Genomic DNA, 24050 nt, shown 5'->3' with positions numbered 1-24050 from the left:
AAAAGCTGCGCTTCGCCATCCGCGAAGGCGGCCGCACGGTCGGCGCCGGTATCGTCGCCTCGATCGTCGAGTAATTCCTTCGGCCGCTCCGGCGGAGTGGCCGATTCGATGACATTATTATGAAGCAGGCGGCGCAAGCCGCTTGCTTATTACACAGAAATATAGCAAATGGCGCGCGAGCGCGATTTGCGTGCTGCTTCGGATAACGAAGCGGCGACTAAACAACCAATTAAGGTGGGCTAGAAGGCCCTGAAGACTGGATAGGGTTCCGCTTCGGCGCCCTCTCGATCTTTGAAACCGGTGGTCCGCCTTAGGAAGAAAGAACAACCCGTGTCTTGTCCAAAGACATGTGGAAAACAAACACAAGGATAACGTCGAATGAACGGCCAAAATATCCGCATTCGCCTGAAGGCGTTCGATCACCGGATTCTCGATGCTTCTACGCGCGAGATCGTGTCGACGGCGAAGCGCACCGGTGCAAGCGTCCGGGGCCCCGTTCCGCTTCCGACCCGCATCGAGAAGTTTACGGTCAACCGGTCCCCGCACATCGACAAGAAGAGCCGCGAACAGTTCGAGATGCGCACGCATAAGCGCCTCCTCGACATCGTAGACCCGACCCCGCAGACGGTAGACGCGCTGATGAAGCTCGATCTCGCCGCCGGTGTCGATGTTGAGATCAAGCTCTGAGCTTGCTCGAGCTGAGTTGGAAGGATTGAACCGATGCGTTCAGGTGTGATTGCACAGAAGGTGGGAATGACCCGCGTCTACAACGACGCCGGCGAGCATGTCCCGGTAACGGTACTGCGTATGGACGGCTGCCAGGTCGTTGCCACGCGCACTGTCGAAAAGAATGGCTATACCGCAGTTCAGCTCGGTGCAGGCCAGGCGAAGGTGAAGAACACGTCGAAGGCGATGCGCGGCAACTTTGCCGTCGCCAACGTCGAGCCGAAGGCCAAGCTCGCAGAATTCCGCGTCTCGGAAGACAATCTGCTCGAGATCGGCACCGAGCTCAAGGCAGGTCACTTTGCCGCCGGTCAGCTCGTCGACGTGACGGGCACGACGATCGGTAAGGGTTTTGCCGGCGCCATGAAGCGCCACGGTTTCGGCGGTCTGCGTGCCACGCACGGTGTGTCGGTTTCGCACCGCTCGCACGGTTCGACCGGCTCGCGCCAGGATCCGGGCAAGGTTTTCAAGAACAAGAAGATGGCTGGTCACATGGGCCAGACGCGCGTCACGACGCAGAACCTGGAAGTGGTTTCGACCGACGAAGATCGTGGTCTGATCCTGATCAAGGGTGCTGTTCCCGGTTCCAAGGGTGCCTGGATCATCGTGCGCGACGCCGTCAAGTCGGCCGCGAAGTAAGGGAGCCAGATCAATGGAATTGAACGTCAAGACCCTCGAGGGAAAAGACGCCGGGAAGGTTTCCCTTTCGGACGAAATTTTCGGCCTCGAGCCCCGCGAAGACATTCTCGCCCGCGTCATCCGCTGGCAGCTTGCCAAGAAGCAGCAGGGCACGCACAAGGCAAAGGGCCGCGCTGAAGTTTCGCGCACCGGCGCCAAGATGTACAAGCAGAAGGGTACGGGCCGCGCTCGTCACCATTCGGCTCGCGCTCCGCAGTTCCGCGGCGGCGGCAAGGCCCACGGCCCGGTTGTCCGCAGCCACGAGCACGACCTTCCCAAGAAGGTTCGCGCGCTTGGCCTTCGCCACGCCCTTTCGGCCAAGATCAAGGCCGATGACGTCATCGTCATCGACAACCTGGTCGCCGCCGAAGCCAAGACCAAGGCTCTCGCGTCCGTTTTCGAGACGCTCGGCCTGACCAACGCCCTTTTCATCGGCGGCGCAGAGCTTGACGGCAACTTCAAGCTCGCAGCTCAGAACATCCCGAACATCGATGTTCTGCCGATCCAGGGCATCAACGTTTACGACATCGTGCGCCGCGGCAAGCTCGTGCTTTCCAAGGCTGCGGTTGAAGCGCTAGAGGAGCGATTCAAGTGACCGATCTCCGCCACTACGATGTGATCGTCTCCCCGGCGATCACCGAAAAGTCCACGCTGGTCTCCGAGAACAACCAGGTTGTTTTCAATGTCGCCAAGCAGGCGACGAAGCCGGAAATCAAGGCTGCGGTCGAGGCGCTGTTCGGCGTCAAGGTCACGGCCGTCAACACTCTGCTGCGCAAGGGCAAGACCAAGCGGTTCCGCGGTTTTGTCGGCAAGCAGAAGGACGTGAAGAAGGCTGTCGTGACGCTGGCTGAAGGCCAGACGATCGACGTCTCCACCGGTCTCTGAGGAATAAGAAAATGGCATTGAAAACATTCAATCCGACGACCCCGAGCCAGCGTCAGCTGGTCATCGTGGACCGCTCCTCGCTCTACAAGGGCAAGCCGGTCAAGGCGCTGACGGAAGGTCTGAGCAAGAGCGGCGGTCGTAACAACCTCGGCCGCATCACTGCCCGCTTCATCGGCGGCGGTCACAAGCGTACCTACCGTCTGGTCGACTTCAAGCGTCGCAAGTTCGATGTCGAAGGCACGGTCGAGCGTATCGAATACGACCCGAACCGCACGGCTTTCATCGCGCTGGTGAGCTATGCCGACGGCGAACAGGCCTACATCATCGCTCCGCAGCGTCTTGCTGCCGGCGACAAGGTCATCGCTTCGGAAAAGGCTGTCGACGTCAAGCCCGGCAACACCATGCCGCTGCAGTACATCCCGGTCGGCTCCATCATCCACAACGTGGAAATGAAGCCGGGCAAGGGCGGTCAGATCGCCCGTTCCGCCGGTTCCTACGCGCAGCTCGTCGGTCGTGACCAGGGCATGGCGATCCTTCGCCTGAACTCCGGTGAACAGCGTCTGGTCAGCGGCATCTGCCTCGCTTCGATCGGCGCCGTCTCGAACCCGGACCACGCCAACATCAACGACGGCAAGGCCGGTCGTACCGTTTGGCGCGGCAAGCGTCCGCATAACCGCGGTGTCGTCATGAACCCGGTCGACCATCCGCACGGCGGTGGTGAAGGCCGCACCTCCGGTGGTCGCCATCCGGTGACACCATGGGGCAAGCCGACCAAGGGCAAGCGCACCCGGTCGAACAAGTCGACCGACAAGATGATCATGCGCTCGCGTCATCAGCGTAAGAAGTAAGAGAGGAAGTCTCCAATGGCTCGTTCAGTATGGAAAGGTCCGTTCGTTGACGGCTATCTTCTCAAGAAGGCTGAGAAGGTTCGTGAAGGCGGACGTGCAGAAGTGATCAAGATCTGGAGCCGTCGCTCCACGATCCTGCCGCAGTTCGTCGGTCTTACCTTCGGCGTCTACAACGGCAGCAAGCATATCCCGGTCAGCGTCAATGAAGACATGGTCGGCCACAAATTCGGTGAATTCTCTCCGACCCGCACCTACTACGGTCACGGCGCGGACAAGAAGGCGAAGAGGAAGTAACAATGGGCAAGGCAAAAGCCGAACGCCGGCTGAAGGACAACGAGGCGCAAGCAGTCGCCCGCACGCTCCGCGTCAGCCCCCAGAAGCTCAACCTGGTTGCTGCGGCCATCCGCGGCAAGAAGGTCGAGCGTGCACTCGCTGAGCTGGAGTTCTCCCGCAAGCGCATCGCGGGCGCCGTCAAGAAGACGCTCGAATCCGCGATCGCCAACGCCGAGAACAACCACGATCTCGACGTCGACGCACTCGTCGTCGCCGAGGCCTATGTCGGCAAGTCGATCGTCATGAAGCGCTTCCACGCTCGTGGCCGCGGTCGCGCGTCGCGCATCGAAAAGCCCTTCGCGCACCTGACGATCGTCGTTCGTGAAGTGCAGGCAGCAGAGGAGGCCGCATAATGGGTCAGAAAATCAATCCGATCGGTTTCCGTCTCGGCATCAATCGTACCTGGGATAGCCGCTGGTTCGCGGACAATGCCGAGTACGGCCAGCTGCTGCACGAAGACCTGAAAATGCGCAAGTTCGTCATGAGCGAACTGAAGCAGGCCGGGATCTCCAAGGTGGTCATCGAGCGTCCGCACAAGAAGTGCCGCGTCACGATCCACTCGGCACGTCCGGGCCTGATCATCGGCCGCAAGGGCGCCGACATCGACAAGCTCCGCAAGAAGCTGTCGGATATGACCAACTCGGAAACGCACCTCAACATCGTCGAAGTGCGCAAGCCCGAAGTTGACGCGACGCTGGTCGCTCAGTCGATCGCCCAGCAGCTCGAGCGCCGCGTGGCTTTCCGCCGCGCCATGAAGCGCGCCGTTCAGTCCGCGATGCGTCTTGGCGCCGAAGGCATCAAGATCACCTGCGCCGGCCGTCTCGGCGGCGCGGAAATCGCTCGTACGGAATGGTACCGCGAAGGCCGCGTTCCGCTGCACACCCTGCGTGCTGACATCGACTACGGTACGGCTGAAGCCGAAACTGCATTCGGTATCTGCGGCATCAAGGTCTGGATCTTCAAGGGCGAAATCCTTGAGCACGATCCGATGGCTTCCGAACGTCGCGCGCTGGAAGGCGACGCACAGGGTCCGGCAAGCCGCGAACGCGACCGTGGCGATCGTCGCCGCGAACGCGACAACGCGTAATTAGCGCTGGCGAAAGATAAGCTCGGAGAAGTAAGAAAATGTTGCAGCCAAAGCGTACTAAGTACCGCAAGCAGTTCAAGGGCCGCATCAAGGGCGTAGCCAAGGGCGGTTCCGACCTTGCCTTCGGCGAATTCGGCCTGAAGGCTCAGGAGCCGAACCGCGTTAACGCACGTGAAATCGAAGCGGCCCGCCGCGCGATCACGCGTTACATGAAGCGCGCCGGCCGTGTTTGGATCCGCGTGTTCCCGGATGTTCCGGTAACCGCAAAGCCGACCGAAGTCCGCATGGGTAAAGGTAAGGGCTCCGTTGAGTACTGGGCATGCAAGGTCAAGCCCGGTCGTATGATGTTCGAGATCGACGGCGTCAGCGAAGAGATCGCCCGTGAGGCGCTTCGTCTCGGCTCTGCCAAGCTCTCGGTCAAGACGCGCTTCGTACAGCGCATTGCAGAGTAAGGATTGAGCTCATGAAAGCCTCAGATGTTCGCGCGTTGACCGCCGACCAACTCAAGGACGAGCTTGCCAAGCTGAAGAAGGAGCAGTTCAACCTGCGCTTCCAGAAGGCGACCGGCCAGCTCGAAAAGTCCTCGCGCATCAACGAAGTCCGCAAGGACATCGCCCGCGTCAAAACCATTGCCCGCCAGAAGGCGGCAGAAGTTAAGGCCTAAAGGAAGAAAAATATGCCGAAGCGCATCCTGCAGGGCGTCGTCGTTGGCGACAAGAACGAGAAGACGGTAGTGGTTCGCGTCGAGCGTCGTTTCGCTCACCCGCTGCTCCAGAAGACCGTTCGTCGTTCCAAGAAGTACAAGGCCCACGACGAAAACAACCAGTACAAGATCGGCGATACCGTATCCATCGAGGAATGCGCGCCGATCTCCAAGGACAAGCGCTGGACGGTGATCGCCGCCCAGGGCAAGTAAACAGAATTTTGCGCGAGGCCTTGCGTCTCGCCGAAATATCTGTATGAAGCAGCGTCAGAACGCTCGAATGCCGGGCGTTCTTTTGCTTTGAGCGCACGGAAGGTCCCGTTCGGGAAACCACCCTGGCACGATCGACCCCGCGCTATTCAGCTATTGCCGCGTTCCTGCTTGCCTTACGGCAGGTTGGCCGGCGAACATTTTCATAAGCCGGAGTAGGGGGCCCAGGCCCAACCATTCCGGTAAACCAAGAAGGCGACCTGATATGATTCAGATGCAAACAAACCTCGACGTCGCGGATAATTCCGGCGCACGTCGTGTCATGTGCATCAAGGTGCTGGGCGGCTCGAAGCGCAAGTATGCCTCGATCGGCGACGTCATCGTCGTTTCGATCAAGGAAGCGATCCCGCGCGGCCGCGTGAAGAAGGGTGACGTGATGAAGGCGGTTGTCGTTCGCACCGCCAAGGACATCCGTCGTCCGGATGGCTCGGTCATCCGCTTCGACACCAACGCAGCAGTCCTCATCGACAACAAGAAAGAGCCGATCGGCACCCGTATCTTCGGACCGGTTCCGCGCGAACTTCGCGCCAAGAACCACATGAAGATCATCTCGCTGGCTCCCGAAGTACTGTAAGGAGCGGAAGCGATGCAGAAGATTCGTAAAGGCGACAAGGTCGTCATGCTCGCTGGCAAGGACAAGGGCCGCACCGGCGAAGTCGTTCAGGTCATGCCGAAGGAAGATCGTGCGGTCGTTCGTGGCGTCAACGTCGTCAAGCGCCACCAGCGCCAGACGCAGACCCAGGAAGCCGGCATCATCAACAAGGAAGCCCCGGTTCACCTGTCCAACATTGCAATCGTCGACAAGGACGGCAAGCCGACCCGCGTCGGTTTCAAGGTCGTTGACGGCAAAAAGGTCCGCGTGGCCAAGCGTTCTGGAGAAGTGATCGATGGCTGAGGCAAAGTACGAGCCGCGGCTCAAGAAGGAATATGTCGAGCGCATCCGCAAGGCGATGCAGGAGCAGTTCTCCTACGCCAACGAGATGATGATCCCGAAGCTCGACAAGATCGTGATCAACATGGGTGTCGGCGAAGCGACCGCTGACTCGAAGAAGCCGACGGTAGCTGCCGCCGACCTCGCAGCGATCGCCGGCCAGAAGCCGGTCATCACCCGTGCACGCAACTCTATCGCAGGCTTCAAGGTCCGCGAACAGATGCCGATCGGCGCCAAGGTCACCCTGCGCGGCGCCCGCATGTACGAGTTCCTGGACCGTCTCGTGAACATCGCGCTCCCGCGCGTTCGCGACTTCCGCGGCCTGAACCCGAAGAGCTTTGACGGCCGTGGCAACTTCGCCATGGGCATCAAGGAGCACATTGTGTTCCCTGAGATCAACTACGACAAGGTTGATCAGATGTGGGGCATGGACATCATCGTTTGCACGACGGCGACGACCGACGACGAAGCACGGGCTCTTCTGAAAGAGTTCAGCTTCCCGTTCCGTCAATAACCGTAACGACGAGCGTAGAAAAGGAACCTGACATGGCGAAGACAAGCGCAGTTGAAAAGAACAAGCGCCGCCGTACTACGGTCGCCAACCAGGCCGCTAAGCGGGCTGCGTTGAAGGCGATCATCATGAACCAGGCTCTTCCGATCGAAGAGCGGTTCAAGGCCTCGATCAAGCTGGCATCCCTGCCGCGTGATGGATCGAAGACCCGTATTCGCAACCGTTGCGAAGTTTCGGGGCGTCCGCGCGCATATTACCGCAAACTGCGCATGTCGCGTATTGCGCTGCGTGAACTGGGCAATCTCGGCAAGGTGCCGGGCATCGTCAAGTCGAGCTGGTAAGGAGCAGGTTAGATGACAATGACTGATCCGTTGGGCGATATGCTCACCCGTATCCGTAACGGCGCTTCCCGCCGCAAGTCGTCGGTCTCGACGCCTGCGTCCAAGCTCCGTGCGCGTGTTCTCGATGTCCTGCAGTCCGAAGGCTACATCCGTGGCTATTCCGTTGTCGATTTCGGCAATGGCAAGTCGGAACTCAGCATCGAGCTGAAATATTATGAAGGCGCATCGGTGATCCGCGAGATCGGCCGTGTGTCCAAGCCGGGCCGCCGGGTTTATGTCTCGGTCAAGTCCATTCCGCAGGTCGCGAACGGCCTCGGCATCACCATCCTTTCGACTCCGAAGGGCGTGATGGCCGATCACCAGGCTCGCGAACAGAACGTTGGCGGCGAGGTTCTTTGCTCGGTCTTCTAAGATCGGGCAAAGATCTCCATAGCGAACAGACAGGATTGAAACATGTCTCGTATCGGTAAAAAGCCCGTTCAGGTGCCTGCTGGGATCACGGCTACGGTCGATGGCCAGAAGGTCACTGCAAAGGGCCCGAAGGGCGAGCTGTTTTTCGTTGCTAACGACGAAATCAGCCTCAAGCTCGAAAACAACGCGGTCGTTGTGACGCCCGTGAACCAGACCAAAGATGCACGTTCGAAGTGGGGCATGTCCCGCACGATGATCGAAGGCATTTTCAAGGGCGTCAAGGACGGCTTCGAGCGCAAGCTTGAAATCAACGGCGTCGGCTACCGCGCCGCCCTGCAGGGCAAGAACCTGCAGTTGGCCCTCGGCTTCAGCCACGACGTGATCTATGAGCCGCCGGTCGGCATCACGATCGCTGTGCCGAAGCCGACTGAAATTGTTGTCTCCGGCATCAATAAGCAGCAGGTCGGTCAGGTCGCCGCCGAAATCCGCGAATATCGCGGTCCCGAGCCTTACAAGGGTAAGGGCGTCAAGTACGCTGACGAGCGGATCGTCCGCAAAGAAGGCAAGAAGAAGTAAGGATCACGCGAAATGGCTAGCAGGAAAGAAGCACTTGCACGTCGTGCCAACCGCGTGCGCCGTCATATCAAGTCGGTGGCCAATGGCCGTCCGCGCCTGTCGGTTCATCGCTCCTCGAAGAACATCTATGCCCAGATCATCGATGATGTGGCCGGCAAGACGCTTGCTGCCGCATCGACCCTCGACAAGGATCTGCGCGGTTCTCTGAAGACCGGTGCTGACACCGCAGCAGCTGCCCTCGTCGGTAAGCTCGTTGCAGAGCGCGCTTCGAAGGCGGGCGTCACCGAGGTCGTGTTCGACCGTGGCGCCTTCATCTATCACGGCCGCATCAAGGCGCTTGCCGATGCAGCCCGCGAAGGCGGTCTCACCTTCTGATCAGTTTCCGGCCGGACGCTTTTGCGCCGGCCGGATTTTCGCCGGATCGCAAGGCACTCCTCAAGAAAGGGGAGGCGGATGCGGTCCACATTTGTTTGCCGATTGCACCCGGAAAAGAAAAAGGAAGAGGACAATGGCACAGGAAAGAAGGCCGCAGCGGGAAGACCGCCAGAGCCGTGAAGAGCGCGATAGCGAATTCGTCGACAAGCTTGTCGCGATCAACCGTGTCGCCAAGGTCGTCAAGGGCGGCCGTCGTTTTGGTTTCGCAGCACTCGTCGTCGTCGGCGACCAGAAGGGCCGCGTCGGCTTCGGCCATGGCAAGGCACGCGAAGTGCCGGAAGCCATCCGCAAGGCAACCGAAGCCGCCAAGCGCGAACTGATCTTCGTACCGCTGCGTGACGGCCGTACGCTGCATCACGACGTTCATGGCCGCCACGGCGCCGGCAAGGTTCTGCTGCGCTCGGCCAAGGTCGGTACCGGCATCATCGCCGGCGGTCCGATGCGCGCCGTTTTCGAAACGCTCGGCATGCACGACGTCGTCGCCAAGTCGACCGGTTCGTCGAACCCCTACAACATGGTTCGCGCCACCTTCGACGCTCTGAAGCACCAGGTTCACCCGAAGGACATCGCAGCTCAGCGCGGCATCAAGTATGCAACGCTGCAGGCTCGTCGTAGCGCCTCCGGCAACGCCTCTGAAGAATAAGAGGAGCTGACCAATGGCCAAGGCTACCAAGAAGGCTGAAGCGAAGACTGTCACGATCGAACAGGTCGGCAGCCCGATTCGCCGTCCGGACGTCCAGCAGCGCACGCTGATCGGTCTCGGACTGAACAAGATGCACCGTCGCCGCACGCTGGAGGATACTCCTTCGGTTCGTGGCATGATCCGTGCTGTCCAGCATCTCGTTCGCGTCGTCGACGAGAAGTGAGACGGAGGAAACGCTCATGAAACTCAATGAAATCAAGGACAACGAAGGCTCGACCCACAGCCGCAAGCGCCTCGGCCGCGGTATCGGCTCGGGCTCGGGCAAGACCGGTGGTCGCGGTGTGAAGGGTCAGAAGTCCCGTTCCGGCGTCGCCATCAACGGCTTCGAAGGCGGCCAGATGCCGATCTATCGTCGCCTGCCGAAGCGCGGCTTCAACAACATCTTCGCTTCCGACTTCGTCGTCGTGTCGCTCGGCCGCATCCAGGCCGCGATCGACGCCGGCAAGCTCGATGCGAAGGCCACCGTTGACGCAGCCTCCCTCAAGGCAGCCGGCGTTATCCGCCGCGCCAAGGACGGCGTCCGCGTTCTCGCCGACGGCGAGCTCAAGGCCAAGATCACCATCGTCGTTGCAGGCGCTTCCAAGCCTGCCGTCGAGAAGATCGAAAAGGCCGGCGGCAGCGTGACGCTGCTTTCGGCTCCTGTTGCAGCCGAATAATAATCTGATGATATGTCGCCCGGGGTGCTTCACACCGGGCGATTTTGCTCCCATATGTGGGCCTCACAAAATGTTGGCTGGCGCGCCCGCGTCATGCCGGTAAGACTGGAAACAAGGGTGAGGCATGGGGTTGCGCTGCAATCCGTTCCAAGCCCGGTTTTGAATAATTTTCATACTGATTCCGGGGCCGGCCTATCCCCCAGAGACGGTCGGAATTGGTAGCGCGGAGAATCGCATGGCTTCTGCAGCGGAACAATTGGCATCCAACCTCAATTTTTCGACCTTTGCCAAAGCCGAGGATTTGAAGAAGCGCCTGTGGTTCACACTGGCAGCTCTCCTCGTCTACAGGCTCGGCACCCATATTCCGCTTCCGGGTCTCAATCCCGAAGCCTATGCCCAGGCTTTCCGCGGCCAGGCAGGCGGCATTCTCGGCCTTTTCAACATGTTCTCCGGCGGCGCCGTCGAGCGCATGGCGATCTTCGCGCTCGGCATCATGCCTTACATCTCCGCCTCGATCATCGTGCAGCTGATGACCTCGGTCGTGCCGGCGCTCGAAAACCTGAAGAAGGAAGGCGAGCAGGGGCGCAAGATCATCAACCAGTACACCCGCTACGGCACCGTCATTCTGGGTGCGTTGCAGGCTTACGGCATCGCCGCCGGTCTCGAGAGTGGCCAGGGCCTCGTCGTCGAGCCGGGCTTGTTCTTCCGTGTTTCCACCGTCCTGACGCTGCTCGGCGGCACGATGTTCCTGATGTGGCTCGGCGAGCAGATCACCTCGCGCGGCATCGGCAACGGCATTTCGCTGATCATCTTCGCCGGCATCGCCGCCGGTCTTCCCTCGGCTCTGGCGGGCACGCTCGAACTTGGCCGCACCGGCGCGCTGTCGACGCCGCTGATCCTGCTCGTCATTCTCGTCGCGATCGGCGTCATCGGCGTCATCGTCTTCGTCGAACGTGCGCAGCGCCGGCTGCTGATCCAGTATCCGAAGCGCCAGGTCGGCAACCGCATGTTCCAGGGCGACACCTCGCATCTGCCGCTGAAGCTCAACACCTCGGGCGTCATCCCGGCGATTTTCGCGTCGTCGCTGCTGCTGCTGCCGGCAACGATTGCGGGCTTTGCCAGCACCACCGCGATGCCGGCCTGGGCAACGTCGATCGTTGCGGCGCTCGGCCATGGTCAGCCGCTCTACATGGTGCTCTACGCGGCACTGATCGCCTTCTTCGCCTTCTTCTACACGGCCATCGTCTTCAATCCGAAGGATACGGCCGACAATCTGAAGAAGCACGGCGGCTTCATTCCCGGCATCCGTCCGGGTGAGCGCACCGCCGAATATATCGACTACGTGCTGACCCGCATCACGGTGATCGGCGCGATCTATCTCGTCTTCGTCTGCATCCTTCCGGAGATCTTGGTGTCGCAAACCGGCATTCCATTATCCCTTGGTGGGACTTCGCTTTTGATCGTGGTTAGCGTAACTCTTGATACGGTTGCACAGATCCAGGGTCACCTGATCGCGCAGCAATACGAAGGCCTGATCAAGAAATCGAAGCTGCGTGGAGGAAAGAGGGGGCGATGAGACTTATCCTTTTGGGGCCGCCGGGCGCGGGTAAGGGAACCCAAGCCCAGCGGATCGTGGAAAAGCACGGCATTCCGCAGCTTTCCACGGGCGATATGCTGCGTGCGGCGGTCAATGCCGGTACGGAAGTCGGCAAGCGGGCGAAGGCCGTCATGGACGCCGGCAAGCTTGTCTCGGATGAGATCGTCATCGCCATCGTTTCCGAGCGAATCGATCAGCCCGATTGCGCCGACGGTTTCATTCTCGATGGCTTTCCGAGGACGTTGGTCCAGGCGGACGCCACCGAGGCGATGCTCAAAGCCAAGGGACTCGACCTTTCGGTGGTTATCGAGTTTCGCGTCGACGACCAGGAGCTCGTCCGCCGCGTGGATGGCCGCTACACCTGCGCTCAGTGCGGCACTGTCTATCATGACACGGACAAGGTTCCGGTCGAGGAAGGCGTGTGCGACAAGTGCGGTTCGACTCACTTCAAGCGTCGTCCTGACGACAACGCCGAGACGATGATCAAGCGTCTCGAGGTCTACTACAAGGAAACCTCGCCGCTGATCGGCTACTACTATGCCAAGGGCAAACTCAAGTCCGTCGACGGCATGGCGGAGATCGACCAGGTGACAGCCGAGGTCGAAATCATTCTTTCCAAGCTTTAAGGCTTTGAAAATAAACTTGGCGGAGCGGTTGCTTTTCAGCACTGATTCCGCTAAACACCGCGCCAACTCGCGACATTCCATGCGATCGGCGCGGATTTCCCAGGGAAGTCCGGGTGCGGTCGTTTTGACATGTTGCGGACGTAAATCTGAACGAGCGGTTCCAAAGACCGCATAACGAAGCCCACTTGCCGGATGGCAACTGGAATGCAAGGAGAACAGGCGTGGCACGTATCGCTGGCGTCAACATCCCGACTGCAAAGCGCGTTGTCATCGCGCTGACCTACATTCACGGGATCGGTCCGAAATTCGCACAGGAAATCGTCGAGAAGGTCGGTATCCCGGCTGAACGCCGTGTGCATCAGCTGACGGACGCCGAAGTCCTTCAGATCCGCGAAGCCATCGACCGTGACTATCAGGTCGAGGGTGATCTTCGTCGCGATACCGCGATGAACATCAAGCGCCTGATGGACCTCGGCTGCTACCGCGGCCTGCGTCATCGCCGCGGCCTTCCGGTCCGCGGTCAGCGCACGCACACCAATGCCCGCACCCGCAAGGGCCCGGCAAAGGCAATCGCTGGTAAGAAGAAGTAATTTCCGGGAAACCGGGATGAGGGGGCTGGCGGTCTGCGCCGGCCTCTTTTGAGTTTGGAGCGGGACCATATAGGCGCCGTTCCGGTGTAGCCGCTGGTATTACGGCGGTGAAGAGATCAACGAAAGGAATAGCATGGCTAAGGAAGCCGTCCGCGTTCGCCGTCGCGAGCGCAAGAATATCTCGTCGGGTGTCGCTCACGTCAACTCGACCTTCAACAACACGATGATCACCATCACCGATGCGCAGGGCAATGCGATCGCCTGGTCGTCGGCTGGCGCCAAGGGCTTCAAGGGCTCGCGCAAGTCGACCCCGTTCGCCGCCCAGATCGCTGCCGAAGACTGCGCCAAGAAGGCCCAGGAGCACGGCATGAAGTCGCTGGAAGTCGAAGTCTGCGGCCCGGGTTCGGGTCGTGAATCGGCTCTGCGCGCGCTCCAGGCTGCGGGTTTCATGATCACGTCCATCCGCGACGTGACCCCGATCCCGCACAATGGCTGCCGTCCGCGCAAGAAGCGCCGCGTCTGATCATCGCTATCGTCACCGGTGAGCGCCTTCGCGCTCCCGGTGGTTTTCAAGCTCGGTTGCCACGATTGGATGGTGGCAACGAACGGAAGGCAAACTCATGATTCAGAAGAACTGGCAGGAACTGATCAAGCCGAACAAGGTGGAGTTCTCTTCGAGCTCGCGCACCAGGGCGACGCTCGTTGCCGAACCGCTGGAGCGCGGCTTCGGCCTCACCCTCGGCAACGCGCTGCGTCGCGTTCTGCTCTCCTCGCTGCGCGGTGCCGCCGTCACGGCGGTGCAGATCGACGGCGTACTGCATGAATTCTCCTCGATTCCGGGCGTCCGCGAAGACGTCACGGACATCGTGCTCAACATCAAGGAAATCGCCATCAAGATGGATGGCGACGACGCAAAGCGCATGGTCGTGCGCAAGCAGGGTCCGGGCGTTGTTACGGCTGGCGACATCCAGACGGTCGGCGATATCGAAATCCTCAACCCCGAGCATGTGATCTGCACGCTCGACGAGGGCGCCGAAATCCGCATGGAATTCACCGTCAACAACGGCAAGGGCTACGTTCCGGCCGAACGCAATCGTGCGGAAGATGCTCCGATCGGTCTCATCCCGGTCGACAGCCTTTATTCGCCGGTCAAGAAGGTGTCCTACAAGGTTGAAAATACCCGCGAAGGACAGGTTCTCGACTACGACAAGCTGAACATGACCATCGAAACCGATGGCTCGATCACCGGCGAAGACGCCGTCGCTTTCGCGGCGCGCATTCTCCAGGATCAGCTTGGCGTCTTCGTCAACTTCGACGAGCCGCAGAAGGAAACCGAAGAGGAAGCAGTCACCGAACTCGCTTTCAACCCGGCTCTCCTGAAGAAGGTGGACGAACTCGAACTGTCGGTCCGTTCGGCAAACTGCCTGAAGAACGACAACATCGTCTACATCGGCGACCTCATTCAGAAGACCGAAGCAGAAATGCTCCGCACACCGAATTTTGGTCGCAAGTCGCTGAACGAAATCAAGGAAGTTCTCGCTTCCATGGGCCTGCACCTCGGCATGGAAGTGCCGGCATGGCCGCCCGAGAACATCGAAGATCTCGCCAAGCGTTACGAAGACCAGTATTGAGAAAACAAAAGGCAGGCTCTTTCGACTGCCTTTCCCCGTCAAACAGCAGGCCGATCGCCTGCATGTGCCAGGAAACGGCAGGCCCACTTAGTGTAAGGGCACCTGCATTAAAGGAGAATAGCAATGCGCCATGGTAAAGCCGGCCGCAAGCTGAATAGAACTGCAAGCCACCGCAAGGCGATGTTCGCCAACATGGCGGCTTCGCTGATTACCCACGAGCAGATCGTCACGACCCTGCCGAAGGCCAAGGAAATCCGTCCGATCGTCGAGAAGCTCGTCACGCTCGGCAAGCGCGGCGACCTGCACGCTCGCCGTCAGGCGATTTCGCAGATCCGCGACGCCGCCGTCGTTTCGAAGCTGTTCGACACGATCGCAACGCGTTACGCCACCCGCAACGGCGGTTACCTGCGCATCATGAAGGCCGGCTTCCGCCAGGGCGACAATGCCGCTATGGCCGTTGTCGAATTCGTTGATCGCGACACCTATGCCAAGGGCGCAGCCGACAAGGCCCGCGTCGCTGCCGAAGAGCAGGCCGTCGCTGCCTAAGATTTTCCGATTTCGGAAAGCTGGAAAGCCGGGCCTTGCGCCCGGCTTTTTCGTTTGTGCCGGCGTTTTTGATGAGTGAGCAGCGCCATGATCGACCACATAACCGTCGCGGTGGGTGATTTGTCGAAGAGCAAGCTCTTCTACGAAAAAGCGTTCTTACCCCTGGGTTACAAGCTTACCTTCGGTAAGGAGAACGTCTTCTGGGCCTTCGAGATCGGCGATGGCTGCCTGTTCGAGATCCAGCAGGCCGATAGCCCGCCGCCTCTGACCCGGATTCACGTCGCTTTCAGGGCGCGCAGCAAGGCCGAGGTCGATGCCTTCCATCACGCCGCACTCGAAGCCGGCGCCGGGGATAACGGCGCTCCCGGCCCACGCCCGGAATACGCGCCCGATTATTACGCCTGCTTCGTACTGGATCCCGACGGTTACAATATCGAGGCGATGATCAATCAGCCGACAGTCGCAGCGTGAAAGGTGTCTTTCGACATATGCTCGGGCGCATGCAAGCCCGACGCTTCGCAGCCCTGCTGCTCATCATTGTTTTTGGTTTGACGCTCAGACGCTTCGGCTATGCAGCCGGTCTACCCTTCTTCCTCGTCAAATATGGTGGATCGCTGCTTTGGGGATCCATGGTTTATGTCCTGCTGGCGCTTGCCGTTACAGCTCTCACAGCAAGAATGCCGCCCGCAGGAATTGCAGCGTTGGCGCTGGCGGTTGCCATCTGCGTTGAATTCTTCCGGCTCTACCACACACCCGGGCTCGATGCATTTCGACTGACGACTGCCGGAGCCTTACTGCTTGGGCGGGTCTTCTCGCCTTGGAATATTTTGGCTTACGCGATCGGGATAGCTGCGGCCTATGCTTTTGATCCCGCACATAGGCCATCTTCGCCTGAGCGGCGTTAAACTGATTGTCGCGAAGCTAATGAGCCCACGGGCCGGCCGCGCGGCCCGCCTTGTGCCTTCTTCCGGCTGCGGGCGATCGGCCGCCAGGAACGGTAGAGGATGAGCGCGATGATCAGCCCAACGTAAATATATTGTTCGAGATCGAGGATCTTGGTCGAGAGGGCAAAATGCAGCGCTCCGCTGGCGGCGATGATGTAGACGAGGCGGTGCAGCCGGTTCCAGTTCGCGCCGAGGCGGCGGATCGAGAAGTTATTGGATGTCACCGCCAGCGGAATGAGCATCGCCAGCGCCGCCATGCCGAACATGATGAAAGGGCGCTTCAGCACGTCGTTGATGACGGCTTGGATATCCATCGCCTGGTCGAGCACCATGTAGACGGTGAAGTGCATCAGCGCGTAGTAGAAGGTCAGCAGGCCGAGCGCGCGGCGGTAGCGCAGATAGTTCCAGCCGAACAGCTCTCGGGCCGGCGAGACGGCAAGGGTCGCGATCAGGAAGCGGATCGTCCAGATGCCGAGGAAGAGCTCGAAGGTCTTGACCGGGTCGGCGCCGAGCTGATCGGTCGCGCCGAGATAGAAGGTCCAGGCGGCCGGCAGCAGGCCCGCGACATAAAGCAGCCAGACGGAGGCGGGTTGCCAACGTTTCGGGATGGCGAGCGACAATTCTGCCATCAGAAATTCGCCTTCAGGTCCATGCCGGCATAAAGGCTCGCCACCTCGTCGGCATAGCCGTTGAAGGGCAGGGTGGGGCGGCGGCTCGCGCCGAAGAAGCCGCTTTCGCCGATGCGCCGCTCGCTCGCCTGGCTCCAGCGTGGATGGTCGACGGCAGGATTGACGTTGGCGTAGAAGCCGTATTCCTGCGGATTGGTCACCTGCCAGGTATTCTTCGGCTGCTGGTCGGTGAGGGTGATCCTGACGATCGACTTGATGCCCTTGAAGCCGTATTTCCATGGCACGACCAAGCGGATCGGCGCGCCGTTCTGGTTCGGCAGCGTTTCGCCATAGAGCCCGACGGCAAGGAGCGTCAGCGGGTGACGCGCTTCGTCGAGCCGCAGACCCTCGACATAAGGCCAGTCGAGTGACTGGAAGAAACCCTTCTGCCCCGGCATTTCCTCCGGCCGCACGACGGTTTCGAAGGCGACGTATTTGGCGCTGCCGAGCGGTTCCACCTTGTCGAGGAGCGATGCCAGCGGAAAGCCGTCCCAAGGAATGACCATCGACCAGGCCTCGACGCAGCGCATCCGATAGGTGCGCTCCTCGATCGGGAATTCCTTCATCAGCGCCTCGAGGTCGAAGGTGCCTGGTTTGTTAACCATGCCGTCGACCTTGACCGTCCAGGGCAGCGGCTTGAAATCGCCGGAATTCGCTGCGGGATCGCCCTTGTCGAGGCCGAACTCATAAAAATTGTTGTAGGTGGTGACGTCCTTGAGCGGCGTCGGCTTCTCGTCGACCTTATACTTGCTCTCGACGGCCGAAAGGGCGGCCGCGCTCGCCTTGCCGGCGCCATAAAGCGCCATGGCGCCGAGCGTTGCAGCGCCGAGGAATTCCCGGCGGCGCATATAGATCTGGCGCGGCGTGATCTCCGACGAGGCGATCTTCGGGGGGCGATAGCTTGGCATGTCGAAACCTCCAGGGCGGATTTCTTGAATATAGTTCTTAAACGAACCGCCCGCATGTTCGGATTAGCTATGCCTCGAATCTCGACGACGGGAAGCCAATTTTTTGTGTTCGGCTGTGATGGAATAGGCTGTAACCAAACCTCGCGCCGAACCGTATATCTTCGATGGCGCTCAAGGTGCTCCCTCCGCAGCGTACCGGATTTGACCTTGCCGGTAGTGACAGCCCCTGTCGATTGGATTAGGACAATTGCAAAAGGCAGCGTTCGCCCGGCCCGCAGGCTTCATGCCGCTTCGCTTCGCCTGATCATTTCCGACACGTCGAGGAAAACACCGATGCCAGCTTACCGTTCCAGAACCACGACCCACGGCCGCAACATGGCAGGCGCGCGCGGCCTTTGGCGCGCCACGGGCATGAAGGATTCGGATTTCGGCAAGCCGATCATCGCGGTGGTGAATTCCTTCACACAGTTCGTGCCCGGCCACGTGCACCTCAAGGATCTCGGCCAGCTCGTCGCCCGCGAAATCGAGGCGGCCGGCGGCGTCGCCAAGGAATTCAACACCATCGCCGTCGACGACGGCATCGCCATGGGCCATGACGGCATGCTCTATTCGCTGCCGTCGCGCGAGCTGATCGCCGACAGCGTCGAATATATGGTCAATGCCCATTGCGCCGACGCCATGGTCTGCATCTCCAACTGCGACAAGATCACCCCCGGCATGCTGATGGCCTCGCTGCGCCTCAACATCCCCACGGTCTTCGTCTCCGGCGGTCCGATGGAAGCGGGCAAGGTCGTGCTGCACGGCAAGAAACATGCGCTCGACCTGGTCGATGCCATGGTCGCCGCGGCCGACGACAAGATCAGCGACGAGGACGTCCAGACCATCGAGCGCTCGGCCTGTCCGACCTGCGGTTCCTGCTCCGGCATGTTCACCGCCAATTCGATGAACTGCCTGACGGAAGCGCTCGGCCTGTCGCTGCCCGGCAACGGTTCGACGCTTGCCACCCATGCCGACCGCAAGCGGCTCTTCGTCGAGGCCGGTCACCTGGTCGTCGATCTCGCCCGCCGCTATTACGAGCAGGACGATGTCACGGCGCTGCCGCGCACCATCGCCTCCAAGCAGGCCTTCGAGAATGCCATGGCGCTCGACATCGCCATGGGCGGTTCGACCAACACCGTCCTGCATATCCTGGCCGCCGCCCATGAAGGCGAGATCGATTTCACCATGGCCGATATCGACGCGCTGTCGCGCCGTGTGCCGTGCCTGTCGAAGGTCGCGCCCGCCAAGAGCGATGTGCATATGGAAGACGTCCACCGCGCCGGCGGCATCATGTCGATCCTCGGAGAACTCGACAAGGGCGGGCTGCTGAACCGCGATTGCCCGACCGTGCATGCCGAGACGCTGGGCGACGCCATCGACCGCTGGGACATCACCCGCACCAACAGCGACACCGTCCGTAATTTCTATCGCGCCGCTCCCGGCGGCATCCCCACCCAGGTCGCCTTCAGCCAGGAAGCCCGCTGGGACGATCTCGACACGGATCGCCAGAACGGCGTCATCCGTTCGGTCGAGCATCCTTTCTCGAAAGACGGCGGCCTTGCCGTGCTCAAGGGCAACCTCGCGGTCGACGGCTGCATCGTCAAGACCGCCGGTGTCGATGAATCGATCCTGAAATTCTCCGGTCCGGCCCGCGTTTTCGAAAGCCAGGATGCATCGGTGAAGGCGATCCTCGCAAACGAAATAAAGGCCGGCGATGTCGTCGTCATCCGCTATGAGGGCCCGAAGGGCGGCCCCGGCATGCAGGAAATGCTCTATCCGACGAGCTATCTGAAGTCGAAGGGCCTCGGCAAGGCCTGTGCGCTGATCACCGATGGCCGCTTCTCCGGCGGCACCTCCGGCCTCTCGATCGGCCATGTCTCGCCGGAAGCGGCCAATGGCGGCACGATCGGCCTGGTGCGCGAAGGCGACATGATCGACATCGACATCCCGAACCGCACCATCAGCCTGCGCGTCAGCGAAGCCGAGCTTGCCGCCCGCCGCGCCGAGCAGGATGGCAAGGGCTGGCATCCCACAGAAGTCCGCAAGCGCAACGTCACCACGGCGCTGAAGGCCTATGCCGCTTTCGCAACGAGCGCCGATCGCGGTGCTGTGCGCGATCTGAACGCCCGCTAACTGCTCGAATCTATCAACTGCTCTGTCGACCGGTCGCTTTCAAAGCGGCCGGTTGATGTTTTTATAGGTCTCGCCGAGCTGCTTCAGCCGCTCCTCATAGGCGGCCTTGAGGCAGGCGGCATCCGCCCCGCATTCCTGCCGCTTCTTCAGCCAGGCCGTCTGCTCGTCCTGCAATGTCCCGCGTGAGCCCATGGCCAGCAGGCCGGACAGCAGCTCGAAGGTCGTCGCCATCTTCACGTCGGCATCGTTGAGGGCGCGGTTGTCGCAGATCGTCTTTTCGTCCGGCTTCAATTCTTTCGCATCGCAGTCGAAGCTTGCCGCCTGCGCCATGTCCGACGCGAAGATTGCAGCTGCAAAACCAAGGGCTACCGTCATTGCTCTGGTTGTCATCATTCAAAGTCTCCTTGCCGCCGATCAGACCAGCTTGCGCACTGCCAGAGCCAGGAAGATGATGCAGGCAAGCCAGACGACAAGGATGAAGATCAGGCCGCTCCGGCCGGAAGGGCGTTCGATGCGTCTTGCGGCTTCTTCGCGAAGCTCGCGCATCAAGTCGGGCGGAACAAGCCGCGTCGCCAGCAGGATGCCGAGCGGTACGATGACGAGATCGTCGAGATAGCCGAGCACGGGAACGAAATCCGGGATGAGATCGACCGGCGACAGGGCATAGGCCGCGACGGCGCCCGCCACTGCTTTTGCATACCAGGGCACCCTGGCATCGCGCGCAGCAAGCCATAGGGCGACGATGTCACGCTTCAGTGACTTCGCCCAGATTTTGGCTTTTGATATCAGTTGCATGGCCGGTCTTCCTGAATCGAATTCGCAAAGACTTCCAGTGAAGTCTCGCGGGAACATGTCTGCCTTATTCTTCCATGCTTCCGCCCTCTTTCCTTTCTAGCGTCGGGCCGCAGAACAGGATGATTTTAGGCCGGTTCGACCTGAAATCTGAATGCTGTTCGCATTAAATAGTTAGAGCATGATGTCGTCCGAAAACCGCTCACACTTTTCGGCATCATGCTCTAAAACGATCCACAAGAGGATTCAAAAGGGATACCCATGCAAGGCCTGTTCAAGCGCGCCTCCGTCTCGCTACTCGCTCTTATGCTCGCTCTGCCGGCTGCGGCCAATGCGCAGACGGCAAAGACCGTGCCCGAGAGCCAGATGCAGATGCAGCTCTCTTTCGCGCCGCTCGTCAAACAGACGTCGGGCGCCGTCGTCAATGTCTATGCGGAAAAGACCGTCCGGCGGCAGTCGCCTTTTGCCGGCGATCCCTTCTTCGAGCAGTTCTTCGGCCAGCAGATGCCGAACCGCTCGGAGAAGCAGTCCTCGCTCGGTTCCGGCGTCATCGTCGAGGCAAACGGCACAGTTGTGACCAACAATCACGTCGTCGAAGGCGCCGACGACATCAAGGTTGCGCTGCCTGATGGGCGCGAATTCCCCTGCAAAGTGGTGCTGCGGGACGATCGTGTCGATCTTGCCGTGCTGAAGATCGACACCAAGGAAAGTTTCCCGACATTGCCGATCGGCAATTCCGATGCGGTCGAGGTCGGCGATCTCGTGCTGGCGATCGGCAATCCCTTCGGCGTCGGCCAGACGGTGACGAGCGGTATCGTCTCCGCACTTGCCCGCAACCAGGTGGTCAGGAACGAGTTCGGCTTCTTCATCCAGACCGATGCCTCGATCAATCCCGGCAATTCCGGCGGCGCCTTGATGAATATGAAAGGCGAGCTGATCGGCATCAACACCGCGATCTTCTCGCGCGGTGGCGGCTCGAACGGCATCGGCTTCGCCATCCCCGCCAATCTCGTCAAGGTCTTCCTCGCCTCGGCCGATGCCGGCGTCAAATCCTTCGAGCGGCCCTATGTCGGCGCCAGCTTCGATGCCGTGACTTCCGAAGTCGCTGAGGCGCTGGGGCTGAACAAGGTTCGCGGCGCGCTCGTCGTCAAGGTTTCGGAAGGCGGCCCGGCCGCCAAGGCCGGGCTGAAGGCCGGCGAAATCGTCACCGCGGTCGACGGTATTTCTGTCGAACATCCGGATGCGCTGCTTTACCGGCTGACGACGGCCGGTCTCGGCAAGTCGGTCAATCTCACTGTCGTCGAGAACGGCCGCGAGGCGCAACTGCCGCTGACGCTCGATCGCGCCCCGGAAACCTCGCCGCGAGATCAGCGCACGATCGGCGGGCGCACCCCCTTTAGCGGCGCCGTCGTTGAGAACCTGTCGCCGCGTGTCGCCGACGAACTGCGCATGCCGCCGGAATCTGCAGGCGTCGTGGTATCCGAGGTGAAGGAGGATTCGCCCGCCGCCCGTCTCGGTTTCGAGCCGAAGGATATCATCATCTCGATCAACGGGACCGATGTGAAGACCACCAGCGAGCTTTCCGAGATCGCCGAGAGCGACCCCGGCCTGTGGCGGGTGGAGATCGAGCGCGACGGTCAGCGCATCCGGCAATTCTTCCGATGAGCAACGATCTCTTCGCGCCGCGCGTTCCGGAAGAGGTGGCCGCCAAGCGACCGCTTGCCGACCGGTTGCGGCCGAAGACGCTTTCCGACGTCACCGGTCAGGAACATCTGACCGGTGAGGATGGCGTGCTGAAGCGGATGATCGAGAGTGGTTCGCTCGGCTCGATGATCTTCTGGGGTCCGCCCGGCACCGGCAAGACGACGGTGGCGCGGCTGCTGTCCGGCGAGGCGGGGCTGGCCTTCGAGCAGATCTCGGCAATCTTTTCCGGCGTCGCCGACCTGAAGAAGGTGTTCGAGACTGCCCGCCTACGCCGCATGGACGGCCGTCAGACGCTGCTCTTCGTCGACGAGATCCATCGTTTCAACCGCGCCCAGCAGGACAGCTTCCTGCCCGTCATGGAGGATGGCACCGTCATCCTCGTCGGCGCCACCACCGAAAACCCGTCCTTCGAGCTCAATGCCGCTCTTTTGTCGCGCGCTCGAGTGCTGACCTTCAAGTCGCATGACGAGGAAAGCCTGGAAGAATTGCTGAAGCGCGCCGAGGCGATCGAGCAGAAGCCGCTGCCGCTGAAGGAGGAAGCGCGCGCCAGCCTGATCCGTATGGCCGACGGCGACGGCCGCGCGGTGCTGACGCTCGCCGAAGAGGTCTGGCGCGCTGCGCGCGAAGGCGAGACCTTCGACACCGAAGGCCTGACGCGCATCGTCCAGCGCCGCGCTCCGGTCTATGACAAGGCGCAGGACGGCCACTACAATCTGATCTCGGCGCTGCATAAATCCGTGCGCGGCTCGGACCCCGACGCCGCCCTCTATTATCTCGCCCGCATGTTCGATGCCGGCGAGGATCCGCTCTATCTCGGCCGGCGGCTGGTGCGCATGGCGGTGGAGGATATCGGTCTTGCCGATCCGCAGGCGCTGGTGATCTGCAATGCCGCCAAGGACGCCTATGAGTATCTCGGCTCGCCGGAAGGGGAATTGGCTCTGGCCCAAGCCTGCGTCTATCTCGCCACCGCGCCGAAATCCAATGCCGTCTACACGGCTTTCAAGGCCGCCAGCCAGGCCGCCAAGCAGAACGGCTCGCTGCTGCCGCCCAAGCACATCCTCAATGCGCCGACCAAGCTGATGAAGGGCGAGGGCTATGGCGAGGGTTATCGCTACGACCATGACGAGCCGGACGCCTTTTCCGGCCAGGATTATTTTCCGGAGAAAATGGGCCGCCAGACCTTCTACGATCCGCCGGAACGCGGTTTCGAACGCGACATCCGCAAGCGGCTGGAATGGTGGGCGAAGCTTCGCAAGGAGCGCAATCCGCGCTGAGCCGTCTGAACGTCAGGAGGGCCGCGGCGTCTTCTGATTGGCTGGCGCGGCGATCACCTTGACGGTGGATTCCGCCAGCCCGTGATGACCTTCCATGTCGACGACGACATGCCAGTGACCGCTTTCGGGAACGGCGAGCTTGACCGGCGATTTGCGCGCCACGCCACCGATATATTTGAAATCGAGAACCTCGGTAAAACGCTGGAAGTTCGGCGCCGTCATCAGCCGCACATTGTTCACCGCATTCAACGACACCTCGACGATCGTTCCGGCGCGTTGTTCTTTAAGATCGTAATGGGTGAAGCGGAAATTCGGTTTCGGCATCGGTCTCGTGCTGTCTGAAGTCTCTGCGCCGAGATTTTACCAGCAAGCCGGTTAAAGAAAAGTTGGAAATCGGCCGTTCGGCCAGTCTGCGTTTTGCCGGCGCGGAACCGCGCGTGGAAAGGCTCAGAGCGCGGCGTAGACGATGTAAACTTCGACGCAGGCGAGCAGAACGCTGAAGACGAT

Annotated in this window: 37 protein-coding genes and 1 pseudogene; 33 read left to right on the top strand and 5 right to left on the bottom strand. The window is 60.8% G+C overall.

The window, feature by feature from the left end:
* The 30 genes and pseudogenes from CO655_RS33645 to CO655_RS29415 form a co-directional block, all read left to right on the top strand.
* A pseudogene (locus tag CO655_RS33645) lies at nucleotides 1-74 on the top strand (elongation factor Tu); the annotation flags it as partial.
* A gap of 304 nt (nucleotides 75-378) precedes the next feature.
* Nucleotides 379-687, top strand: a complete 309-nt coding sequence (gene rpsJ, locus CO655_RS29555; protein WP_003547547.1) for a 30S ribosomal protein S10 — start codon at nucleotides 379-381, stop codon at nucleotides 685-687.
* Between the two features lie 33 nt (nucleotides 688-720).
* On the top strand, nucleotides 721-1362 hold the full coding sequence (rplC, locus tag CO655_RS29550) for a 50S ribosomal protein L3 (RefSeq protein ID WP_004674916.1): 642 nt from the start codon (nucleotides 721-723) through the stop codon (nucleotides 1360-1362).
* 13 nt (nucleotides 1363-1375) lie between these two features.
* Nucleotides 1376-1996 (top strand): 50S ribosomal protein L4, encoded by a 621-nt coding sequence (gene rplD / locus CO655_RS29545; RefSeq protein ID WP_010028977.1) that lies wholly within the window; start codon nucleotides 1376-1378, stop codon nucleotides 1994-1996.
* A complete protein-coding gene (locus tag CO655_RS29540) occupies nucleotides 1993-2286 on the top strand; it encodes a 50S ribosomal protein L23 (protein ID WP_003547550.1) in 294 nt (97 codons plus the stop codon). Before rplD ends, CO655_RS29540 begins: the two co-directional genes overlap by 4 nt.
* Before the next feature lie 11 nt (nucleotides 2287-2297).
* The gene (rplB, locus tag CO655_RS29535) at nucleotides 2298-3134 is read left to right on the top strand and encodes a 50S ribosomal protein L2 (RefSeq protein WP_097584701.1); all 837 of its coding nucleotides are present in this window, start codon (nucleotides 2298-2300) and stop codon (nucleotides 3132-3134) included.
* A gap of 15 nt (nucleotides 3135-3149) precedes the next feature.
* Nucleotides 3150-3428 carry a 30S ribosomal protein S19 gene (rpsS, locus tag CO655_RS29530; protein ID WP_003573797.1) on the top strand — a complete coding sequence of 93 codons (279 nt, stop codon included), beginning with the start codon at nucleotides 3150-3152 and terminating at the stop codon, nucleotides 3426-3428.
* A 2-nt stretch (nucleotides 3429-3430) separates the two neighbouring features.
* On the top strand, nucleotides 3431-3820 hold the full coding sequence (rplV, locus tag CO655_RS29525; RefSeq protein WP_004674922.1) for a 50S ribosomal protein L22: 390 nt from the start codon (nucleotides 3431-3433) through the stop codon (nucleotides 3818-3820).
* Nucleotides 3820-4554, top strand: a complete 735-nt coding sequence (gene rpsC / locus CO655_RS29520; RefSeq protein ID WP_003573793.1) for a 30S ribosomal protein S3 — start codon at nucleotides 3820-3822, stop codon at nucleotides 4552-4554. The genes rplV and rpsC overlap by 1 nt, the downstream gene beginning before the upstream one ends.
* 38 nt (nucleotides 4555-4592) lie before the next feature.
* Complete coding sequence (rplP, locus tag CO655_RS29515; protein ID WP_003573792.1) at nucleotides 4593-5006, top strand: 50S ribosomal protein L16; 414 nt, start codon at nucleotides 4593-4595, stop codon at nucleotides 5004-5006.
* Between the two features lie 11 nt (nucleotides 5007-5017).
* Nucleotides 5018-5218, top strand: coding sequence for a 50S ribosomal protein L29 (gene rpmC, locus CO655_RS29510; RefSeq protein WP_004674925.1), 201 nt, complete (start codon nucleotides 5018-5020; stop codon nucleotides 5216-5218).
* A gap of 12 nt (nucleotides 5219-5230) precedes the next feature.
* A complete protein-coding gene (rpsQ, locus tag CO655_RS29505; protein WP_004674926.1) occupies nucleotides 5231-5470 on the top strand; it encodes a 30S ribosomal protein S17 in 240 nt (79 codons plus the stop codon).
* Between the two features lie 262 nt (nucleotides 5471-5732).
* Nucleotides 5733-6101, top strand: a complete 369-nt coding sequence (rplN, locus tag CO655_RS29500) for a 50S ribosomal protein L14 (RefSeq protein ID WP_003573790.1) — start codon at nucleotides 5733-5735, stop codon at nucleotides 6099-6101.
* Nucleotides 6102-6113: 12 nt separating this feature from the next.
* Entirely contained in the window at nucleotides 6114-6422 is a 309-nt protein-coding gene (gene rplX / locus CO655_RS29495; RefSeq protein ID WP_004674929.1) for a 50S ribosomal protein L24, read from the top strand.
* Complete coding sequence (rplE, locus tag CO655_RS29490) at nucleotides 6415-6972, top strand: 50S ribosomal protein L5 (RefSeq protein WP_003573788.1); 558 nt, start codon at nucleotides 6415-6417, stop codon at nucleotides 6970-6972. Before rplX ends, rplE begins: the two co-directional genes overlap by 8 nt.
* Nucleotides 6973-7004: 32 nt before the next feature.
* Entirely contained in the window at nucleotides 7005-7310 is a 306-nt protein-coding gene (gene rpsN / locus CO655_RS29485) for a 30S ribosomal protein S14 (protein ID WP_003573787.1), read from the top strand.
* Between the two features lie 12 nt (nucleotides 7311-7322).
* The gene (gene rpsH, locus CO655_RS29480; RefSeq protein ID WP_003547562.1) at nucleotides 7323-7721 is read left to right on the top strand and encodes a 30S ribosomal protein S8; all 399 of its coding nucleotides are present in this window, start codon (nucleotides 7323-7325) and stop codon (nucleotides 7719-7721) included.
* A gap of 42 nt (nucleotides 7722-7763) precedes the next feature.
* Nucleotides 7764-8297, top strand: coding sequence for a 50S ribosomal protein L6 (gene rplF / locus CO655_RS29475; protein WP_008521309.1), 534 nt, complete (start codon nucleotides 7764-7766; stop codon nucleotides 8295-8297).
* A gap of 12 nt (nucleotides 8298-8309) precedes the next feature.
* Nucleotides 8310-8672, top strand: coding sequence for a 50S ribosomal protein L18 (rplR, locus tag CO655_RS29470; RefSeq protein ID WP_097584703.1), 363 nt, complete (start codon nucleotides 8310-8312; stop codon nucleotides 8670-8672).
* 133 nt (nucleotides 8673-8805) lie between these two features.
* Nucleotides 8806-9375, top strand: a complete 570-nt coding sequence (gene rpsE / locus CO655_RS29465) for a 30S ribosomal protein S5 (RefSeq protein WP_003573784.1) — start codon at nucleotides 8806-8808, stop codon at nucleotides 9373-9375.
* Nucleotides 9376-9388: 13 nt separating this feature from the next.
* Nucleotides 9389-9598, top strand: coding sequence for a 50S ribosomal protein L30 (gene rpmD / locus CO655_RS29460; protein ID WP_003573781.1), 210 nt, complete (start codon nucleotides 9389-9391; stop codon nucleotides 9596-9598).
* A 16-nt stretch (nucleotides 9599-9614) separates the two neighbouring features.
* Nucleotides 9615-10091 (top strand): 50S ribosomal protein L15, encoded by a 477-nt coding sequence (rplO, locus tag CO655_RS29455; RefSeq protein WP_010031333.1) that lies wholly within the window; start codon nucleotides 9615-9617, stop codon nucleotides 10089-10091.
* A 235-nt stretch (nucleotides 10092-10326) separates the two neighbouring features.
* The gene (gene secY / locus CO655_RS29450) at nucleotides 10327-11667 is read left to right on the top strand and encodes a preprotein translocase subunit SecY (RefSeq protein WP_010031332.1); all 1341 of its coding nucleotides are present in this window, start codon (nucleotides 10327-10329) and stop codon (nucleotides 11665-11667) included.
* A complete protein-coding gene (locus CO655_RS29445) occupies nucleotides 11664-12314 on the top strand; it encodes an adenylate kinase (protein ID WP_097667660.1) in 651 nt (216 codons plus the stop codon). The genes secY and CO655_RS29445 overlap by 4 nt, the downstream gene beginning before the upstream one ends.
* A gap of 221 nt (nucleotides 12315-12535) precedes the next feature.
* Nucleotides 12536-12904: a 30S ribosomal protein S13 gene (rpsM, locus tag CO655_RS29440; RefSeq protein ID WP_003573772.1), complete on the top strand. Its 369-nt coding sequence runs from the start codon at nucleotides 12536-12538 to the stop codon at nucleotides 12902-12904.
* 133 nt (nucleotides 12905-13037) lie between these two features.
* Nucleotides 13038-13427, top strand: a complete 390-nt coding sequence (gene rpsK / locus CO655_RS29435; protein ID WP_003547577.1) for a 30S ribosomal protein S11 — start codon at nucleotides 13038-13040, stop codon at nucleotides 13425-13427.
* A gap of 97 nt (nucleotides 13428-13524) precedes the next feature.
* Complete coding sequence (locus CO655_RS29430; protein WP_003547579.1) at nucleotides 13525-14535, top strand: DNA-directed RNA polymerase subunit alpha; 1011 nt, start codon at nucleotides 13525-13527, stop codon at nucleotides 14533-14535.
* A gap of 123 nt (nucleotides 14536-14658) precedes the next feature.
* Nucleotides 14659-15081, top strand: a complete 423-nt coding sequence (gene rplQ, locus CO655_RS29425) for a 50S ribosomal protein L17 (protein ID WP_010029289.1) — start codon at nucleotides 14659-14661, stop codon at nucleotides 15079-15081.
* Between the two features lie 87 nt (nucleotides 15082-15168).
* Nucleotides 15169-15552, top strand: a complete 384-nt coding sequence (locus CO655_RS29420; protein ID WP_097667659.1) for a VOC family protein — start codon at nucleotides 15169-15171, stop codon at nucleotides 15550-15552.
* 17 nt (nucleotides 15553-15569) lie between these two features.
* Nucleotides 15570-15986: a DUF2809 domain-containing protein gene (locus CO655_RS29415; RefSeq protein ID WP_245423949.1), complete on the top strand. Its 417-nt coding sequence runs from the start codon at nucleotides 15570-15572 to the stop codon at nucleotides 15984-15986.
* On the opposite strand, the gene msrQ is transcribed toward CO655_RS29415, so the two are convergent.
* Together msrQ and msrP are read right to left on the bottom strand one after the other, a co-directional pair.
* The gene (gene msrQ / locus CO655_RS29410; RefSeq protein ID WP_097667658.1) at nucleotides 15983-16654 is read right to left on the bottom strand and encodes a protein-methionine-sulfoxide reductase heme-binding subunit MsrQ; all 672 of its coding nucleotides are present in this window, start codon (nucleotides 16652-16654) and stop codon (nucleotides 15983-15985) included. The two genes, CO655_RS29415 and msrQ, sit on opposite strands and share 4 nt — an antisense overlap.
* A complete protein-coding gene (msrP, locus tag CO655_RS29405; RefSeq protein WP_097584710.1) occupies nucleotides 16654-17601 on the bottom strand; it encodes a protein-methionine-sulfoxide reductase catalytic subunit MsrP in 948 nt (315 codons plus the stop codon). Before msrP ends, msrQ begins: the two co-directional genes overlap by 1 nt.
* Before the next feature lie 333 nt (nucleotides 17602-17934).
* Between msrP and ilvD the strand changes: the two genes are divergently transcribed.
* Nucleotides 17935-19773 carry a dihydroxy-acid dehydratase gene (ilvD, locus tag CO655_RS29400; protein WP_097667657.1) on the top strand — a complete coding sequence of 613 codons (1839 nt, stop codon included), beginning with the start codon at nucleotides 17935-17937 and terminating at the stop codon, nucleotides 19771-19773.
* Nucleotides 19774-19812: 39 nt separating this feature from the next.
* On the opposite strand, the gene CO655_RS29395 is transcribed toward ilvD, so the two are convergent.
* Together CO655_RS29395 and CO655_RS29390 are read right to left on the bottom strand one after the other, a co-directional pair.
* On the bottom strand, nucleotides 19813-20166 hold the full coding sequence (locus CO655_RS29395) for a lysozyme inhibitor LprI family protein (protein ID WP_097608972.1): 354 nt from the start codon (nucleotides 20164-20166) through the stop codon (nucleotides 19813-19815).
* Between the two features lie 21 nt (nucleotides 20167-20187).
* Complete coding sequence (locus tag CO655_RS29390) at nucleotides 20188-20568, bottom strand: DUF1232 domain-containing protein (protein ID WP_097667656.1); 381 nt, start codon at nucleotides 20566-20568, stop codon at nucleotides 20188-20190.
* Nucleotides 20569-20826: 258 nt separating this feature from the next.
* On the opposite strand from CO655_RS29390, the gene CO655_RS29385 reads away from it, so the two are divergent.
* Nucleotides 20827-22230 (top strand): DegQ family serine endoprotease, encoded by a 1404-nt coding sequence (locus tag CO655_RS29385; protein WP_097608974.1) that lies wholly within the window; start codon nucleotides 20827-20829, stop codon nucleotides 22228-22230.
* Complete coding sequence (locus tag CO655_RS29380; RefSeq protein WP_097667655.1) at nucleotides 22227-23543, top strand: replication-associated recombination protein A; 1317 nt, start codon at nucleotides 22227-22229, stop codon at nucleotides 23541-23543. The genes CO655_RS29385 and CO655_RS29380 overlap by 4 nt, the downstream gene beginning before the upstream one ends.
* A 12-nt stretch (nucleotides 23544-23555) precedes the next feature.
* Here CO655_RS29380 and CO655_RS29375 read toward each other — a convergent pair whose 3' ends face one another.
* Complete coding sequence (locus CO655_RS29375) at nucleotides 23556-23867, bottom strand: DUF1883 domain-containing protein (RefSeq protein WP_097608976.1); 312 nt, start codon at nucleotides 23865-23867, stop codon at nucleotides 23556-23558.
* Nucleotides 23868-24050: the final 183 nt, after the last annotated feature.

The sequence above is a fragment of the Rhizobium sp. M1 genome (assembly GCF_002531805.1).
Lineage (GTDB): Bacteria > Pseudomonadota > Alphaproteobacteria > Rhizobiales > Rhizobiaceae > Rhizobium > Rhizobium etli_C.
This window is presented reverse-complemented; position numbering and strand designations above follow the sequence as displayed.

What these genes read in the sequence shown, in the direction of transcription:
- rpsJ (WP_003547547.1), top strand. Translation starts at nt 379, where the DNA reads ATGAACGGCCAAAATATCCGCATTCGCCTGAAGGCGTTCGATCACCGG.
- rplC (WP_004674916.1), top strand. Translation starts at nt 721, where the DNA reads ATGCGTTCAGGTGTGATTGCACAGAAGGTGGGAATGACCCGCGTCTAC.
- rplD (WP_010028977.1), top strand. Translation starts at nt 1,376, where the DNA reads ATGGAATTGAACGTCAAGACCCTCGAGGGAAAAGACGCCGGGAAGGTT.
- rplB (WP_097584701.1), top strand. Translation starts at nt 2,298, where the DNA reads ATGGCATTGAAAACATTCAATCCGACGACCCCGAGCCAGCGTCAGCTG.
- rpsS (WP_003573797.1), top strand. Translation starts at nt 3,150, where the DNA reads ATGGCTCGTTCAGTATGGAAAGGTCCGTTCGTTGACGGCTATCTTCTC.
- rplV (WP_004674922.1), top strand. Translation starts at nt 3,431, where the DNA reads ATGGGCAAGGCAAAAGCCGAACGCCGGCTGAAGGACAACGAGGCGCAA.
- rpsC (WP_003573793.1), top strand. Translation starts at nt 3,820, where the DNA reads ATGGGTCAGAAAATCAATCCGATCGGTTTCCGTCTCGGCATCAATCGT.
- rplP (WP_003573792.1), top strand. Translation starts at nt 4,593, where the DNA reads ATGTTGCAGCCAAAGCGTACTAAGTACCGCAAGCAGTTCAAGGGCCGC.
- rpmC (WP_004674925.1), top strand. Translation starts at nt 5,018, where the DNA reads ATGAAAGCCTCAGATGTTCGCGCGTTGACCGCCGACCAACTCAAGGAC.
- rpsQ (WP_004674926.1), top strand. Translation starts at nt 5,231, where the DNA reads ATGCCGAAGCGCATCCTGCAGGGCGTCGTCGTTGGCGACAAGAACGAG.
- rplN (WP_003573790.1), top strand. Translation starts at nt 5,733, where the DNA reads ATGATTCAGATGCAAACAAACCTCGACGTCGCGGATAATTCCGGCGCA.
- rplX (WP_004674929.1), top strand. Translation starts at nt 6,114, where the DNA reads ATGCAGAAGATTCGTAAAGGCGACAAGGTCGTCATGCTCGCTGGCAAG.
- rplE (WP_003573788.1), top strand. Translation starts at nt 6,415, where the DNA reads ATGGCTGAGGCAAAGTACGAGCCGCGGCTCAAGAAGGAATATGTCGAG.
- rpsN (WP_003573787.1), top strand. Translation starts at nt 7,005, where the DNA reads ATGGCGAAGACAAGCGCAGTTGAAAAGAACAAGCGCCGCCGTACTACG.
- rpsH (WP_003547562.1), top strand. Translation starts at nt 7,323, where the DNA reads ATGACAATGACTGATCCGTTGGGCGATATGCTCACCCGTATCCGTAAC.
- rplF (WP_008521309.1), top strand. Translation starts at nt 7,764, where the DNA reads ATGTCTCGTATCGGTAAAAAGCCCGTTCAGGTGCCTGCTGGGATCACG.
- rplR (WP_097584703.1), top strand. Translation starts at nt 8,310, where the DNA reads ATGGCTAGCAGGAAAGAAGCACTTGCACGTCGTGCCAACCGCGTGCGC.
- rpsE (WP_003573784.1), top strand. Translation starts at nt 8,806, where the DNA reads ATGGCACAGGAAAGAAGGCCGCAGCGGGAAGACCGCCAGAGCCGTGAA.
- rpmD (WP_003573781.1), top strand. Translation starts at nt 9,389, where the DNA reads ATGGCCAAGGCTACCAAGAAGGCTGAAGCGAAGACTGTCACGATCGAA.
- rplO (WP_010031333.1), top strand. Translation starts at nt 9,615, where the DNA reads ATGAAACTCAATGAAATCAAGGACAACGAAGGCTCGACCCACAGCCGC.
- secY (WP_010031332.1), top strand. Translation starts at nt 10,327, where the DNA reads ATGGCTTCTGCAGCGGAACAATTGGCATCCAACCTCAATTTTTCGACC.
- CO655_RS29445 (WP_097667660.1), top strand. Translation starts at nt 11,664, where the DNA reads ATGAGACTTATCCTTTTGGGGCCGCCGGGCGCGGGTAAGGGAACCCAA.
- rpsK (WP_003547577.1), top strand. Translation starts at nt 13,038, where the DNA reads ATGGCTAAGGAAGCCGTCCGCGTTCGCCGTCGCGAGCGCAAGAATATC.
- CO655_RS29430 (WP_003547579.1), top strand. Translation starts at nt 13,525, where the DNA reads ATGATTCAGAAGAACTGGCAGGAACTGATCAAGCCGAACAAGGTGGAG.
- rplQ (WP_010029289.1), top strand. Translation starts at nt 14,659, where the DNA reads ATGCGCCATGGTAAAGCCGGCCGCAAGCTGAATAGAACTGCAAGCCAC.
- CO655_RS29420 (WP_097667659.1), top strand. Translation starts at nt 15,169, where the DNA reads ATGATCGACCACATAACCGTCGCGGTGGGTGATTTGTCGAAGAGCAAG.
- CO655_RS29415 (WP_245423949.1), top strand. Translation starts at nt 15,570, where the DNA reads ATGCTCGGGCGCATGCAAGCCCGACGCTTCGCAGCCCTGCTGCTCATC.
- msrQ (WP_097667658.1), bottom strand. Translation starts at nt 16,654, where the DNA reads ATGGCAGAATTGTCGCTCGCCATCCCGAAACGTTGGCAACCCGCCTCC.
- msrP (WP_097584710.1), bottom strand. Translation starts at nt 17,601, where the DNA reads ATGCCAAGCTATCGCCCCCCGAAGATCGCCTCGTCGGAGATCACGCCG.
- ilvD (WP_097667657.1), top strand. Translation starts at nt 17,935, where the DNA reads ATGCCAGCTTACCGTTCCAGAACCACGACCCACGGCCGCAACATGGCA.
- CO655_RS29395 (WP_097608972.1), bottom strand. Translation starts at nt 20,166, where the DNA reads ATGATGACAACCAGAGCAATGACGGTAGCCCTTGGTTTTGCAGCTGCA.
- CO655_RS29390 (WP_097667656.1), bottom strand. Translation starts at nt 20,568, where the DNA reads ATGCAACTGATATCAAAAGCCAAAATCTGGGCGAAGTCACTGAAGCGT.
- CO655_RS29385 (WP_097608974.1), top strand. Translation starts at nt 20,827, where the DNA reads ATGCAAGGCCTGTTCAAGCGCGCCTCCGTCTCGCTACTCGCTCTTATG.
- CO655_RS29380 (WP_097667655.1), top strand. Translation starts at nt 22,227, where the DNA reads ATGAGCAACGATCTCTTCGCGCCGCGCGTTCCGGAAGAGGTGGCCGCC.
- CO655_RS29375 (WP_097608976.1), bottom strand. Translation starts at nt 23,867, where the DNA reads ATGCCGAAACCGAATTTCCGCTTCACCCATTACGATCTTAAAGAACAA.